A 13,977-nucleotide genomic window follows, 5' to 3' on the forward strand; every position below is an offset into this window, starting at 1 on the left:
TTCGCGCTCACGAACTCGCGATGTTGAACACCGAATTGGGACCGAGCGGCATCGTGCGCACCGGTTCGGCCGGCGCCGCGACGGGCTCCGGCGTGCGCCGGTCGCGCAGCACCGCGGGTGCGCCCTCGCGTGCACGCTGCTGATCGACGAGATCCTGCAGCGATACCGAATCGAGGTATTCGACCATTTTCTGGTTCAGGGTCGACCACAGCTCGTGCGTCATGCAGTGGCCGTCGGGCTGCTTCGAGCCGTCGCACGTGCCTTTGCCGCCGCACTGCGTGGCGTCGAGCGGCTCATCGACCGCGATGATGATGTCGGCAACGGTGACGTCCTGCGCGCGGCGCGCGAGGTTGTAGCCGCCGCCCGGGCCGCGCACGGATTCGACGATTTCATGCCTGCGCAGCTTGCCGAACAGCTGTTCGAGATACGAGAGCGAAATCCGCTGGCGCTGGCTGATGCCTGCAAGCGTCACCGGGCCCTGCTCCTGGCGCAGTGCCAAGTCAATCATCGCCGTGACGGCGAAACGGCCTTTGGTGGTGAGTCTCATGGTGTCTAGGGGACTGCAATCTTGACGATTTTGGTCAAGTATAAATATTTGACGTTTTTAGTCAAGTATCCATGTCTTCGGCAGGGTATTCGCAAATCGCTGAATACCGCGTTGGCTCAACGTGCGACGTCGCTCCGGAGCGTTTCGAGCAGGCCCGCGCACGCGCGCTCGACCTGGTCGAGCACCGTTTCGAAGCCCTGCGCGCCGCCGAAATAAGGGTCGGCCACTTCGGTCTCGGTCGCGCCCGGTGCGAATTCCATCAGGAGCCGCACCTTGTCGCGATGCGCGGGCGGGCAGCGCCGCCGCAATTCCGCGAAATTGGCCTCGTCCATCGCCAGCAGCAGATCGAAGCGTTCGAAGTCCGCCGCACTGACCTGACGCGCCCGCAGCGCCGACAGATCGTAGCCGCGGGTGCGGGCCGCCGCCTGCGCGCGCGTGTCGGGCGGCTCGCCGACATGCCAGTCGCCGGTGCCTGCCGAATCGATCGCGATCCGGTCGGCCAGCCCGGCCGCGTCGACCTGATGGCGCATCACGCCTTCCGCCGTGGGCGAACGGCAGATATTGCCGAGACAGACGAAACAGATCGCAACGCGGGTCATCGCACTATCCGAAAGCCGCGGTGAACCGCGTGGAGGGAAGAACACGCCATTATACAAAGGCGCCCGGGATCGCGCCGTCGCGCAAAGCGACGGCGGCATGCATTACAGCGCCTTCGGTGCGGCGAGCACGACGTCGCCGGACGCGGCCGGCAACGGCTGCACCGCGTCGCCGACCAGCCCGAACGAAACCGCGCGCGCCAGTTCGGCCGATGCCTGATGGACGGCGATCGGGCCACGCGACGGCGCGTCGGCCATCGCATGCAGATAAGCGACCGCGGCGAGCGGGACGACGATTGCCAGCGGCCAGTACATCGATATTGTCTTTCTCATGATGCGGCTCCTTGACCTCATGCCCCGGAACCCGATTCCGGGGACTACAGGCAGGATTCTATAGACCACACCTATCGAGATAAATACATGAATAGCGAACGCACTGTTGTCCCTCGATGAACAGTCGTCAGCCGAGGTGACTTTGCGAAGCCGCGTACAGTTCGCGGAACGTGCGGCCGGTCGGCGTCGGCATGTCGCGCGTATCCATCCAGCCGCCCATCATCGGCAAGCGCCGCAGCGTGCCGCCATCGCCGCCCAACCGCTCGAGGATGCGCACCGCGAGCTTGGTCGTCAGCGCGTACAGCATCGGCCGGCGCGCGAAAAAGCCCCAGGCGGCAAGCGCTGCGCGCTCGCGCCACGGCCGCAGATGCCGCTCGACCTGTTTCTCGCGCAGCGTGCGCAGCAAGTGCGACAACGGGATACCGGCGGGACACACGCTGTCGCATTCGCCGCACAGCGTCGCGGCCTGCGGCAAATCGAGCGCCCTGTCGACTCCCACGTAGCTCGGCGTCAGCACCGAGCCCATCGGGCCGGGATAGACCCATCCGTACGCGTGCCCTCCAACCTTCTGATATACCGGGCAGTGGTTCATGCACGCGCCGCAGCGGATGCAGCGCAGCATCTCCTGGAATTCCCCGCCGATCAGCCCTGTGCGGCCGCCGTCGACGAGCACCACGTAGTTGTGCTCCGGGCCATCCTCGTCGCCGGGACCGCGTGGCCCGGTGAGCAGCGAAAAATAGTTCGAGGTCTTCTGCCCGGTCGCCGAGCGCGGCAGCAGGCGCATCGCGGTCGCGAGATCCTCGAGCGTAGGCAGTACCTTCTCGATGCCCGTCACCGCGACATGCACGCGCGGCATCACCGTGCACATTCCTTCGTTGCCTTCGTTCGTGACGACCGCGACCGACCCCGTCTCGGCGATCACGAAGTTGCCGCCCGTCACGCCCATGTCGGCCGACAGGAAATGCGGGCGCAGCACCTCGCGCGCCTCGCGTGTCATGTCGGGGATCTCGGTCAGCCGCTCGCGGTGGTGCGTGCGCGCGAACAGATCCGCGATCTCGTCCTTGTCCTTGTGCACGACGGGCGCGATGATGTGGCTCGGCGGCTCGTTGTCGTTGATCTGCAGGATATATTCGCCGAGGTCCGTCTCGATCGACTGCACGCCCATCTCGGCGAGCACCGCGTTCAGGCGCATTTCCTCGGACACCATCGACTTCGTCTTGATGACCTTCTTCACGTCGTGGCGTCGCGCGATGTCGGCAACGAGCCGCGCGGCGTCGGCAGTGGTTTCCGCGAACAGCACGGTCGTGCCGCGCCGCGTCGCCTCGCGCTCGAATGCCTCGAGCCACACGTCGAGGTTCTCCAGCGCCCGGTTGCGCCGCGCCTTCAGCGCGGCGCGCGTGGCCGGGAAGTCGATCGCCGTCATCGCGTCGGCACGTGCGGACACGAACTTCGTCGACAGCTTCTTCAGATTCTGCTGCAGGCGCTGGTCGGCCAGCTTCTGGCCGGCACGCGCCTTGAAATGCATCGATTGGACTTGCATCGCGGTATCCGGAAAAGTGAGCGGACCCGGGCGTCAGACGTCGCCCGCCAGCACCTGCGCGACGTGCAGCACGCGCGTTTCGCGGTCGCCGGTGCGGCGCAACCGCCCTTCGATGTTCAGCATGCAGCCGAGATCGCCGAGCACGACCGCACCGGCGCCGGACGCGCGCACGTTCGCGCACTTCTCGTCGGCAATGGCCGCCGAAATATCGCCGTACTTGACCGCGAACGTGCCGCCGAAGCCGCAGCAGTGCTCGCAGTCCTTCATCTCGGTCACGGCCACGCCGCGCTGCGCGAGCAGCGCGCGCGGCTGCGCCTTCACGCCGAGCTCGCGCAGGCCCGAGCACGAGTCGTGATAGGTGACGGGCCCCGTGAATTCACCGGGCGCGAGCGTCACCTTCGCGACGTTCGCGAGGAAATCGGTCAGCTCATGGACCTTCTGCTGAAATCGCACATAGCGCCCCATCAGTTCGGGGTCGTCGCGGAACAAGTCGCCGTAATGCGCGCGGATCATGCCGCCACACGAGCCCGACGGCACGACGACGTAGTCGAACTGCTCGAACTCGCGCAGCGTCTTTTCGGCGAGATCGCGTGCGAGCGCACGGTCGCCCGAGTTGTAGGCCGGCTGCCCGCAGCAGGTTTGCGCGGGCGGCACGAACACCTCGTAGCCGGCATCGCGAATCAGTTTCAGCGCCGAGAAACCGATTTCCGGACGCATCAGGTCGACCAGGCAGGTCACGAACAAACCGACTCGCATACGCGCTCCTTCGAGAAAACGGCTCTCATTATCCGCCGTTTGGCCGACAAGACAAACGCCGGCGCGCGCTAGAGAGCGCCCGGCGGGAAGCGAGGACTTCCTCGAACGGCGTTCGCTTTTTTCACGATACGAGATACAATCGACGCAACACCGCTTGATGCGTCAACCGATTCTCCCCCGACATGAGCCAACCCACCCCGGATTCCAAAACGTCGATCCAGGTGATCGAACGCATGATGCGGTTGCTGGACGCGCTCGCCGCGCACAGCGACCCCGTCAGCCTGAAGGAGCTTGCGCAGCGCACCGATCTGCATCCGTCGACCGCGCACCGTATCCTCAACGACATGGTCACCTGTCGCCTCGTCGACCGCTCCGACCCCGGCACCTACCGGCTCGGCATGCGGCTGCTCGAACTCGGCAACCTCGTGAAGGCGCGACTGTCGGTACGCGACGCCGCGCTGATGCCGATGCGCGAGCTGCACCGCCTGACCGGCCAGACCGTGAACCTGTCGGTACGCCAGGGCGACGAAATCGTCTATATCGAGCGCGCGTATTCGGAACGCTCCGGCATGCAGGTCGTGCGCGCGATCGGCGGCCGCGCACCGCTGCACCTGACGTCGGTCGGCAAGCTGTTTCTCGCGGTCGACGAAACGTCGCGCGTGCGCGCCTACGCGACGCGCACCGGGCTGTCCGGCCACACGCAGAACAGCATTACCGACCTCGCGAAGCTCGAGCGTGAACTGACGCTCGTGCGCCAGCAATCGTGCGCGCGCGACAACGAGGAACTGGAGCTGGGCGTGCGCTGCATCGCGGCCGGCATCTACGACGACTCGGGCAAGCTCGTCGCGGGCCTGTCGCTGTCGGCACCGGCCGATCGCCTGCAGGATGCGTGGCTCGGCCAGTTGAGCCGCACTGCGCTGACCATCTCGGAATCGCTCGGCTACCGCCCGGAGCCCGCGAAGGACGCGGAAGGCCTGCAACGGCACGCATGACCCGTGCCGCACGGCAGCCGGACGAAAAAAGCCCCGCGATTGCGGGGCTTTTTCTTTGCAGCGACGGTACGGCGGCGAACCGCCGTGGCGCGATCAGGTGCCGCCGCTCGCCGTGTTGGCCGCCGTCAGGCGCTCGCCGCCGCCGGCGTCGAGCCAGTTGCGCAGGCGCGCGGCGTCGGCGAAGCGCGAGTACTTGCCGAACGAATCGAGCAGCACCATCACCATCGGCCGGCCATGGATCGTCGCCTGCATCACGAGACACTCGCCCGCCTCGTTGATGAAGCCCGTCTTCTGCAAGCCGATGTCCCACGAGCCGTTGCCGCGGATCAGCGCGTTCGTGCTGTTGTAGACCAGGTTGCGCTTGCCCGTGTTGACGTCGTACGTACGGTCGGTCGAGAACTGGCGAATCATCGGGTATTGGTACGCCGCATTGACCATTTTCACGAGGTCGCGTGCGCTCGACACGTTCGAGCTCGACAGGCCCGTCGAATTCTCGAAGTGCGTGTCGTTCATGCCGAGCGCCTTCGCCTTCGCGTTCATCGCGGCGATGAACGCCGGACGGCCGCCCGGGTAGTAGCGCGACAGCGCGGCAGCGGCACGGTTTTCCGATGCCATCAGCGCGATGTGCAGCATGTCCTCGCGCGACAGGACCGAGCCGACCGACAGGCGCGAGCCCGTGCCCTTCTCGTAGTCGCGGTCTTCGTCGGTGACTTCGAGCTGATCGGTCATCGGCGCCTTCGAGTCGAGCACGACCATCGCCGTCATCAGCTTCGAGATCGACGCGATCGGCACGACGGCGTGCGAATTCTTGTCGAACAGCGGCTCGCCGGTGTTCTGGTCGACGACGTATGCAACGCTCGAGCGCAGCGCCAGTGCGTCCGGCGTATCGTGCAGGCCGAACGCCTGGCCGACCGTCGGGCGACGCGGCTGGAACGCGACCTTGCGCACCGCCCCGTGGTGGCCGCGCACGTTCGACGCGAGCGTCGCGCGCTTGCGCGTTGCCTTCGGCGCATCGGCCGACGCGACGTTGGCGGATTTCGCGGAGGCGGCCTTCACCGCCTTCTTCTTCGTCGAAGAAGTGGAAGCGGCTTTCTTGGCGGCCTGGTGGGTCTTCGCAGTGGCGGCAAAGGCGTCAGCGGGTGCGACGGACGCAGCGGTCGCCAGCAAGGCGACGGCGACCGACACAGCCGTGCCGAGCGTCATGCTCTGCAACAATCTGCGCGGTGAAAACGATTCGGCTTTCATTGGGGTCTGGACAAAGCGGGCGGGAGTTTCCGCAAGTGTAGTTAAAGCTGAAAAAAAGAGCAATATTAGGCACTTACCGATCGTCGTTAAACCGGAATGTAAGAATTGACCAACGACGAGTCGATCAACCCTCCCGCTCCCATCGAAAAAATCGATGAGATGCGCTGCCCGACAGCACCCGTCTCCCGATTACCACACGGTTAATTGAGATAACGTCACTTTGGCGACGAATTAAAGCGGGGAAAGTACGTACCCGGCGCTCGGTGTGCCAGCGGCACCGGTGTCGACCGCGGCGGCGGCACGTCGCCACGGCACGCGCATTGAAACGGCGCGCTTTTCGACAGGAACAGAAGCATAACGTTCCACACGCCTGTCAGGTTTACCTGTGCATGATCATGGTGCGCCGTGCGTGGCGCGGCAGCATGCGCACCATGTGGGAACCCGTCTGAAACCGATTCCGGACCGGTCACGATAACTCGTTGTTTTATTGATAATTTGTCGCGATTGTGCAATGCACAAAAAGTACTTGACAAGCGCTTTCTCTGCCCTAAAATAGGCCTCATTGCTGCGTTGCACAAAGCACGCGCATCCGAGGTTCCCCAGTGTAGTGCCCCTTACCCTGCGATCGACGCGATCGCTTTTCAGGAGCTTGACATGTCCTTGCTGACCCCCGAGCAAATCGCCGCCGCCCAGAAAGCCAACCTCGAGAGCCTGTTCGGTCTGACGACCAAGGCGTTCGAAGGCGTCGAAAAGCTGATCGAACTCAACCTGCAGGTCGTGAAGTCGTCGCTGGCGGAAAGCCAGGAAAATGCGCAGCGTCTGCTGTCGGTGAAGGACGCACAGGAACTGATCGCGCTGCAAGCGAGCCTGTCGCAGCCGGTCGCGGAGAAGGTGCTGTCGTACAGCCGCCATCTGTATGAAATCGCGTCGTCGACGCAAGCCGAGTTCGCGAAGGTTGCCGAAGCGCAATTCGAAGAGCAGAACAAGAAGGTCCAGGCGCTCGTCGACAACGTCGCGAAGAACGCGCCGGCCGGTTCGGAAACGGCTGTCGCCGCACTGAAGTCGGCACTGAACGCGGCGAACACGACGTACGAAACGGTCCAGAAGGCTGCCAAGCAAGCCGTCGAGATCGCCGAAACGAACTTCAACGCGGCTGCCGCTGTCGCGACGAAGGCCGCGAGCGCTGCTGCATCGCGCCGTTCGAGCAAGCCGGCCGCGTAAGCGTCCCCTGCTCCTGAGAAAGCCGCGCACTGCGCGGCTTTTTTTGTTCCGGCGCCAGGAATTCGGCCATCCGCCCGGCCGTCGCGAGTGCGTCGATGTGCGCTGACGCGCCCCGGATTGCGTACTGCCGTCGGCTGCGGGCAAAAGAAAACGCCTCTGTCCGGATATCCGGGCAGAGGCGTTTTTTGTGGCCGGCGCAACGCCGGCCATGCCGGTCGCGTTACTTCTTGCGTTGCGGCGGCAGGTCCGTGCACACGCCTTCGTACAGCTCGGCGGCCATGCCGACCGATTCGCCGAGCGTCGGGTGCGGATGGATCGTCTTGCCGATGTCTTCCGCGTCCGCGCCCATCTCGACGGCGAGGCAGACTTCGCTGATCAGGTCGCCCGCGTTCAGGCCGACGATGCCGCCACCGATCACGCGATGGGTTTCCTCGTCGAAGATCAGCTTCGTGAAGCCTTCGTCGCGGCCGTTCGCGATCGCGCGGCCCGAAGCGGCCCACGGGAACACGGCCTTGCCGTACTTGATGCCTTCGGCCTTGCACTGGTCTTCCGTCTTGCCGGCCCAGGCCACTTCCGGATCCGTGTACGCCACCGACGGGATCTGCAGCGCGTCGAAGTACGCCTTCTCGCCGTGCGCGGCTTCCGCTGCGACGTGGCCTTCATGCACGGCCTTGTGCGCGAGCATCGGCTGGCCGACGATGTCGCCGATCGCGAAGATGTGCGGGACGTTCGTGCGCATCTGCTTGTCGACGTCGATGAAGCCGCGATCCGTGACGGCGACACCGGCCTTGTCGGCACCGATCTTCTTGCCGTTCGGGCTGCGGCCCACCGCGACGAGCACGAGGTCGTAGCGCTGCGCTTCCGCCGGCGCCTTCTCGCCCTCGAATTTCACGTAGATGCCGTCTTCCTTCGCTTCGGCGCCGACCGTCTTGGTCTTCAGCATCACGTTGCCGAAGCGCTTCGCGTTGTACTTTTCCCAGACCTTCACGAGATCGCGGTCTGCGCCCATCATCAGGCCGTCCATCATTTCGACGACGTCGATTTCCGCGCCGAGCGTCGAGTACACCGTCGCCATTTCGAGGCCGATGATGCCGCCACCGATCACGAGCATGCGCTTGGGCAACTGGCGCAGTTCGAGTGCGCCCGTCGAATCGACGACGCGCGGGTCTTCCGGCATGAACGGCAGCTTCACCGCCTGCGAGCCCGCGGCGATGATCGCCTGCTTGAACTTGACGACCTTCTTGCCGTTCTCGCCCTGCACTTCCATGTGATACGGATCGACGAACGCGCCGACGCCGGTCACGACTTCGACCTTGCGCGCCTTCGCCATGCCGGCGAGGCCCGTCGTCAGCTTCTTGACGACGCCGCCCTTGAAGTCGCGCAGCTTGTCGAGGTCGACCTGCGGTTTGCCGAACGAGATGCCGTGCGCCGCGAGCGCTTCGGCTTCCTCGACGACGAGCGCCGTGTGCAGCAGCGCCTTCGACGGAATGCAGCCGACGTTCAGGCACACGCCGCCGAGTGTCGAGTAGCGTTCGACCAGCACCGTCTTCATGCCGAGGTCGGCGGCGCGGAATGCGGCCGAGTAGCCGCCGGGGCCGGCGCCGAGCACGAGCATGTCGCACTCGATGTCGGCGGCGCCGCTGTAGCTGCCTGCTTGCGGCGCGGGTGCCGGTGTGGCGGCCGGAGCCGGTGCAGCTGCTGCGGGCTTCGGTGCTTCGGGGGCCTTCGCAGGTGCGGGTGCGGCGGCGCCTGCCGATGCTTCGACGATGGCGATGACGGTGCCTTGCGAGACTTTGTCGCCGGCCTTGATCTTGATTTCCTTCACGGTGCCGGCGACGTCGCTGGGCACTTCCATGGAGGCTTTATCGGATTCGAGCGTGATGAGCGTTTGCTCTGTTTCGATCACGTCGCCGGGTTTGACGTTGACTTCGATGACATCGACGCCGCTGAAATCGCCGATATCCGGAACCTTGACTTCGATGAGACTCATTGCTGTCTCCTTCTTGATTGGCTGCAGAGAGAGAGGGAGGGACTGGCGGAATGACGGAACCTGACTACATGCGGCCTGACAAGAGAACGCGACGTCGGGCAGGACCACCTTTGCCGTCCGCCCAAGGACGCGCCTTTCTTTTGGTTACTTTTCTTTGGAAGACGACCCGAAGGTAGTCCCTGTGGGACAAAGAAAAGTGACCGCCGCCCCGCGCAGGGGCGACGCCAGCAGACCGTAGGCAAAACAGGTTCAACGACAAGGGCGTGGAAAACCGACACAAAAAACCACGCCCCGGCGAGCCCCTCATCTCATCAAAGAATGATGCGACGGAAATCGGCCAGCAACGCGCCGAGATACGCGTTGAACCGCGCGGCTTCCGCGCCATCGATGACACGATGGTCATACGACAGCGACAGCGGCAGCGTCAGACGCGGCACGAACTGCTTGCCGTCCCACACCGGCTTCATCTGGCCGCGCGACAACCCGAGGATCGCGACTTCCGGCGCGTTGATGATCGGCGTGAAGTGGGTGCCGCCGATCCCGCCGAGCGACGAGATCGAGAAGCAGCCGCCCTGCATCTGGTCGGGCTTGAGCTTGCCGTCGCGCGCGGCCTTCGACAGCTCGGCCATTTCCTTCGCGATGTCGACGAGGCCCTTCTTGTCCGCGTCGCGAATCACCGGCACGACGAGACCGTTCGGCGTGTCCGCGGCGAAACCGATGTGGTAGTACTGCTTGAACACCAGGTTGTCGCCGTCGAGGCTCGCATTGAAGGTCGGGAACTTCTTCAGCGCCGCGACGACCGCCTTGATCACGAATGCGAGCATCGTGAATTTCACGCCCGCCTTCTCGTGCTCCTTGTTCAGTTGCACGCGCAGCGCTTCGAGCTCGGTGATGTCCGCTTCGTCGTTGTTCGTGACGTGCGGGATCATCACCCAGTTGCGATGCAGGTTCGCGCCCGAGATCTTCTTGATGCGCGACAGCGGCTTCGCCTCGAACGGGCCGAACTTCGAGAAGTCGACCTTCGGCCACGGCAGCAGGTTCAGCTCGCCGCCGGCAGCCGGCGCGGCTGCCGCGGCCGGTGCCGCGCGCTGGCCCGTCATCGCGCCCTTCACGAAGCTCGTGACGTCTTCCTTCGTGATGCGGCCCTTCGGACCGCTGCCCTGCACGCGTGCGACGTCGACGCCGAGTTCGCGTGCGAACTTGCGCACGGACGGCGATGCGTGGCTCGCGCGGTACTCGCCCGACGGCGCGGCGGCCGGCGCAGCGGCAGCCGGAGCCGGCGCAGCCTTCGCGGGCGCCGGTGCGGCGGCCGGAGCCGGCGCGGCAGCGGCCGGTGCAGGTGCCGGTGCGCTCGCCTGCGGCGCGGCGGCAGGCGCTGCGCCGGCGGCGTCGAGCAGCACGATCAGCGTACCTTCCGACACCGAATCGCCCACCTTGACCTTGATTTCCTTCACGACGCCGGCGGCCGGGCTCGGCACGTCCATCGTCGCCTTGTCCGACTCGAGCGTGACGAGCGACTGCTCCTTCTCGACCGTGTCGCCGACCTTCACGCCGATCTCGATCACCGGGACGTCCTTGTAGTCGCCGATGTCGGGCACCTTCACCTCGAGCGTGCCGCCCGCAGCAGCGGGAGCGGCAGCCGGCGCTGCCGCGGCCGGTGCCGCTGCCGGAGCCGGTGCTGCCGCCGGCGCGGCCGCGCCGTTCGCCTGCGCCGCGGCGCCGCCTTCGAGCAGGACGATCAGCGAGCCTTCCGACACGGAATCGCCCACCTTGACCTTCACTTCCTTGACCGTGCCGGCGGCCGGGCTCGGCACGTCCATCGTTGCCTTGTCCGACTCGAGCGTGACGAGCGACTGCTCGGGCTCGACCGTGTCGCCCGCCTTCACGAGCACCTCGATGACGGGCACGTCCTTGTAATCGCCGATATCCGGCACCTTCACTTCGATCGCTTGACTCATCTTTTTCTGTCTCCATGGCCGCGCGCGCCCCTCCCGGAAGCGGCGCGCGGCATCACACGGCGGTGTGCGTTAAACGGTCATCGGGTTGGGCTTCGACGGATCGAGGTTGTACTTGGCAATCGCGTCCGCGACCACCTTGCGCTCGATCGTGCCTTCGTCGGCCAGCGCGTTCAGCGCGGCGACGGTGACCCAGTGACGGTCGACTTCGAAGAAGTGACGCAGCTTCTCGCGGGTATCCGAACGACCGAAGCCGTCCGTGCCCAGCACGACGAAGCGGCGATCGATCTGGCCGCGGATCTGGTCGACCAGCGCGCGCACGTAGTCGGTCGATGCGATGACCGGACCCTGCGTGTCCTTCAGGCACTTCTGCACGTGCGACAGGCGACGCTCCTCGGTCGGATGGAGCAGGTTCCAGCGCTCGACGTCATGGCCTTCGCGCGCGAGTTCGGTGAAGCTCGGCACGCTCCACAGATCGGCCGCGACGCCCCAGTCGTTCTTCAGCAGGTCGGCCGCAGCGATCACTTCGTTGAAGATCGTGCCGGCACCGAGCAGTTGCACGCGCGGCGCCTTCGCGTCGGCGTCGGCCTTCTTGAACGCGTACATGCCCTTGATGATGTCGGCCGCCACGTGCTCGCCCTGCGGAATCGCCGGGTGCTCGTAGTTCTCGTTCATCACCGTGATGTAGTAGTACACGTCTTCCTGGTCCTGCACCATGCGGCGCAGACCGTCCTGGACGATCACCGCGAGTTCGTAGCCGAACGTCGGGTCGTAGCTCACGCAGTTCGGCACCGATGCCGCCCACAGCAGCGAGTGGCCGTCTTCGTGCTGCAGGCCTTCACCGTTCAGCGTCGTGCGGCCCGCGGTGCCGCCGAGCAGGAAGCCGCGCGAGCGCATGTCGCCCGCCGCCCATGCCAGGTCGCCGATGCGCTGGAAGCCGAACATCGAATAGAAGATGTAGAACGGCACCATGATCTCGCCGTGCGTCGAATACGACGTCGCCGCCGCGATCCAGTCGCACATGCCGCCCGCTTCGTTGATGCCTTCCTGCAGGATCTGGCCGGTTTCCGATTCCTTGTAGAACATCAGCTGGTCGGAATCTTCCGGCACGTACTTCTGGCCTTCCTGGTTCCAGATGCCGATCTGGCGGAACAGGCCTTCCATGCCGAACGTACGCGATTCGTCCGGGACGATCGGCACGACACGCTTGCCGAGTGCCTTGTCCTTCAGCAGGATGTTCAGGATCCGCACGAACGCCATCGTCGTCGAGATCTCGCGGCCTTCGCCCGTGCCCTTCAGCAGCGGCTCGAACGCGTCGAGCGCCGGCACCGGCAGCGACGTGGCCTTCTGGCGGCGATGCGGCAGGTAGCCGCCGAGGTCCATGCGCTTCTGGCGCATGTATTCGAGTTCCTTCGAGCCTTCCTCGAACTTCAGGTACGGCACGTCGGCGATCTGCTCGTCGGTGATCGGCAGGCGGAACTGGTCACGGAACTTCTTCAGTTGCTCGACCGGCAGCTTCTTCTGCTGGTGCGTGATGTTCATCGCCTGGCCCGACTCGCCCATCCCGTAGCCCTTGATGGTCTTCGCGAGGATGACGGTCGGCGCGCCCTTCGTGTTGGTCGCTTCGTGGAATGCCGCGTAGATCTTGTGCGGATCGTGGCCGCCACGGTTCAGCGCCCAGATGTCGTCGTCCGACCAGTCGGCGACGAGCGCCTTCAGCTCGGGCGTGTTGAAGAAGTGTTCGCGAACGAACGCGCCCGACTCCGACTTGTACGTCTGGTATTCGCCGTCGACGACTTCCATCATGCGGCGCATCAGCGCGCCGGTCTTGTCGCGCGCGAACAGCGCATCCCAGCGGCTGCCCCAGATGACCTTGATCACGTTCCAGCCGGCGCCGCGGAATTCCGATTCCAGTTCCTGGATGATCTTGCCGTTGCCGCGCACCGGGCCGTCGAGACGCTGCAGGTTGCAGTTGATCACGAACACGAGGTTGTCGAGCTTCTCGCGGCTCGCCATGCCGATTGCCCCGAGCGATTCCGGCTCGTCCGTCTCGCCGTCGCCGAGGAACGCCCAGACCTTGCGGCCGGCCGTCTTCGCGATGCCGCGCGATTCCAGGTACTTCATGAAGCGGGCCTGGTAGATCGCCATGATCGGGCCGAGACCCATCGACACGGTCGGGAACTGCCAGAAGTCCGGCATCAGCCACGGGTGCGGGTACGACGAGATGCCCTTGCCGTCGACTTCCTGACGGAAGTTGTCGAGCTGCTCTTCCGACAGGCGGCCGAGCAGGAATGCGCGCGAGTACACGCCCGGCGACGAGTGGCCCTGCACGAACACGAGGTCGCCGCCGTGCTGGTCGGACGCCGCGTGCCAGAAGTGGTTGTAGCCGACGTCATAGAGCGTCGCGGCCGACGCGAACGACGCGATGTGGCCGCCGACGTTCGTGTCCTTGCCTGCGCGCAGCACCATCGCGAGCGCGTTCCAGCGCGTGTACGAACGGATGCGGTGCTCGATGTCCTGGTCGCCCGGGATCTTCGCCTGGGCTTCGACCGGGATCGTATTGATGTACGGGGTATTGGCGGAGAACGGCAGGTGTTCGCCGTGCATGCGGGCGAATTCGATCTGCTTTTCGATCAGGTAGTGCGCGCGGCCGGTGCCCACGGAGGAGATCACGCCGTCGAGCGACTCGAGCCACTCAACGGTTTCTTGCGGGTCGTCGTCACGATCGGCGGCGACATATTTCATCACTTCGTTCGGTACAGCGGACATTCTCGTCTCCTGGGTCCTGGAATGTGAGGATCG

General features: G+C 65.2%; 11 protein-coding genes. 2 read left to right on the forward strand and 9 right to left on the reverse strand.

Features of this window, described 5'->3' with window-relative positions:
- Nucleotides 1-7: 7 nt before the first annotated feature.
- The 5 genes from iscR to WS51_RS21015 all read right to left on the reverse strand — a co-directional run bounded on the left by iscR (nt 8) and on the right by WS51_RS21015 (nt 3,772).
- Nucleotides 8-547: a Fe-S cluster assembly transcriptional regulator IscR gene (iscR, locus tag WS51_RS20995; protein ID WP_009691731.1), complete on the reverse strand. Its 540-nt coding sequence runs from the start codon at nt 545-547 to the stop codon at nt 8-10.
- Nucleotides 548-663: 116 nt separating this feature from the next.
- Nucleotides 664-1,146: a low molecular weight protein-tyrosine-phosphatase gene (locus WS51_RS21000; RefSeq protein WP_059450457.1), complete on the reverse strand. Its 483-nt coding sequence runs from the start codon at nt 1,144-1,146 to the stop codon at nt 664-666.
- Between the two features lie 102 nt (nt 1,147-1,248).
- Complete coding sequence (locus tag WS51_RS21005; protein ID WP_059800736.1) at nt 1,249-1,476, reverse strand: hypothetical protein; 228 nt, start codon at nt 1,474-1,476, stop codon at nt 1,249-1,251.
- A 127-nt stretch (nt 1,477-1,603) separates the two neighbouring features.
- Nucleotides 1,604-3,016 (reverse strand): lactate utilization protein B, encoded by a 1,413-nt coding sequence (locus WS51_RS21010; protein WP_069229735.1) that lies wholly within the window; start codon nt 3,014-3,016, stop codon nt 1,604-1,606.
- A gap of 33 nt (nt 3,017-3,049) precedes the next feature.
- Complete coding sequence (locus tag WS51_RS21015; protein WP_059450460.1) at nt 3,050-3,772, reverse strand: (Fe-S)-binding protein; 723 nt, start codon at nt 3,770-3,772, stop codon at nt 3,050-3,052.
- 182 nt (nt 3,773-3,954) lie between these two features.
- On the opposite strand from WS51_RS21015, the gene WS51_RS21020 reads away from it, so the two are divergent.
- Complete coding sequence (locus WS51_RS21020) at nt 3,955-4,764, forward strand: IclR family transcriptional regulator (RefSeq protein ID WP_059503553.1); 810 nt, start codon at nt 3,955-3,957, stop codon at nt 4,762-4,764.
- 93 nt (nt 4,765-4,857) lie between these two features.
- On the opposite strand, the gene pbpG is transcribed toward WS51_RS21020, so the two are convergent.
- Nucleotides 4,858-6,009 carry a D-alanyl-D-alanine endopeptidase gene (gene pbpG / locus WS51_RS21025; protein WP_059806837.1) on the reverse strand — a complete coding sequence of 384 codons (1,152 nt, stop codon included), beginning with the start codon at nt 6,007-6,009 and terminating at the stop codon, nt 4,858-4,860.
- Nucleotides 6,010-6,663: 654 nt separating this feature from the next.
- On the opposite strand from pbpG, the gene WS51_RS21030 reads away from it, so the two are divergent.
- A complete protein-coding gene (locus WS51_RS21030; protein WP_059450463.1) occupies nt 6,664-7,230 on the forward strand; it encodes a phasin family protein in 567 nt (188 codons plus the stop codon).
- A 220-nt stretch (nt 7,231-7,450) separates the two neighbouring features.
- Here WS51_RS21030 and lpdA read toward each other — a convergent pair whose 3' ends face one another.
- From lpdA to aceE, 3 genes are all read right to left on the reverse strand, one after another.
- Nucleotides 7,451-9,220, reverse strand: a complete 1,770-nt coding sequence (gene lpdA / locus WS51_RS21035; RefSeq protein ID WP_069229736.1) for a dihydrolipoyl dehydrogenase — start codon at nt 9,218-9,220, stop codon at nt 7,451-7,453.
- Nucleotides 9,221-9,531: 311 nt separating this feature from the next.
- Complete coding sequence (gene aceF, locus WS51_RS21040; protein ID WP_069229737.1) at nt 9,532-11,178, reverse strand: dihydrolipoyllysine-residue acetyltransferase; 1,647 nt, start codon at nt 11,176-11,178, stop codon at nt 9,532-9,534.
- Nucleotides 11,179-11,247: 69 nt separating this feature from the next.
- Complete coding sequence (gene aceE / locus WS51_RS21045) at nt 11,248-13,944, reverse strand: pyruvate dehydrogenase (acetyl-transferring), homodimeric type (RefSeq protein WP_059806843.1); 2,697 nt, start codon at nt 13,942-13,944, stop codon at nt 11,248-11,250.
- Nucleotides 13,945-13,977 lie beyond the last annotated feature (33 nt).

Origin of the sequence: Burkholderia territorii (genome assembly GCF_001718335.1) — a bacterium.
Lineage (GTDB): Bacteria > Pseudomonadota > Gammaproteobacteria > Burkholderiales > Burkholderiaceae > Burkholderia > Burkholderia territorii.

Excerpts from the sequence above, each read along its gene's own strand:
- iscR (WP_009691731.1), bottom strand. The coding sequence starts at position 547 with ATGAGACTCACCACCAAAGGCCGTTTCGCCGTCACGGCGATGATTGAC.
- WS51_RS21000 (WP_059450457.1), bottom strand. The coding sequence starts at position 1,146 with ATGACCCGCGTTGCGATCTGTTTCGTCTGTCTCGGCAATATCTGCCGT.
- WS51_RS21005 (WP_059800736.1), bottom strand. The coding sequence starts at position 1,476 with ATGAGAAAGACAATATCGATGTACTGGCCGCTGGCAATCGTCGTCCCG.
- WS51_RS21010 (WP_069229735.1), bottom strand. The coding sequence starts at position 3,016 with ATGCAAGTCCAATCGATGCATTTCAAGGCGCGTGCCGGCCAGAAGCTG.
- WS51_RS21015 (WP_059450460.1), bottom strand. The coding sequence starts at position 3,772 with ATGCGAGTCGGTTTGTTCGTGACCTGCCTGGTCGACCTGATGCGTCCG.
- WS51_RS21020 (WP_059503553.1), top strand. The coding sequence starts at position 3,955 with ATGAGCCAACCCACCCCGGATTCCAAAACGTCGATCCAGGTGATCGAA.
- pbpG (WP_059806837.1), bottom strand. The coding sequence starts at position 6,009 with ATGAAAGCCGAATCGTTTTCACCGCGCAGATTGTTGCAGAGCATGACG.
- WS51_RS21030 (WP_059450463.1), top strand. The coding sequence starts at position 6,664 with ATGTCCTTGCTGACCCCCGAGCAAATCGCCGCCGCCCAGAAAGCCAAC.
- lpdA (WP_069229736.1), bottom strand. The coding sequence starts at position 9,220 with ATGAGTCTCATCGAAGTCAAGGTTCCGGATATCGGCGATTTCAGCGGC.
- aceF (WP_069229737.1), bottom strand. The coding sequence starts at position 11,178 with ATGAGTCAAGCGATCGAAGTGAAGGTGCCGGATATCGGCGATTACAAG.
- aceE (WP_059806843.1), bottom strand. The coding sequence starts at position 13,944 with ATGTCCGCTGTACCGAACGAAGTGATGAAATATGTCGCCGCCGATCGT.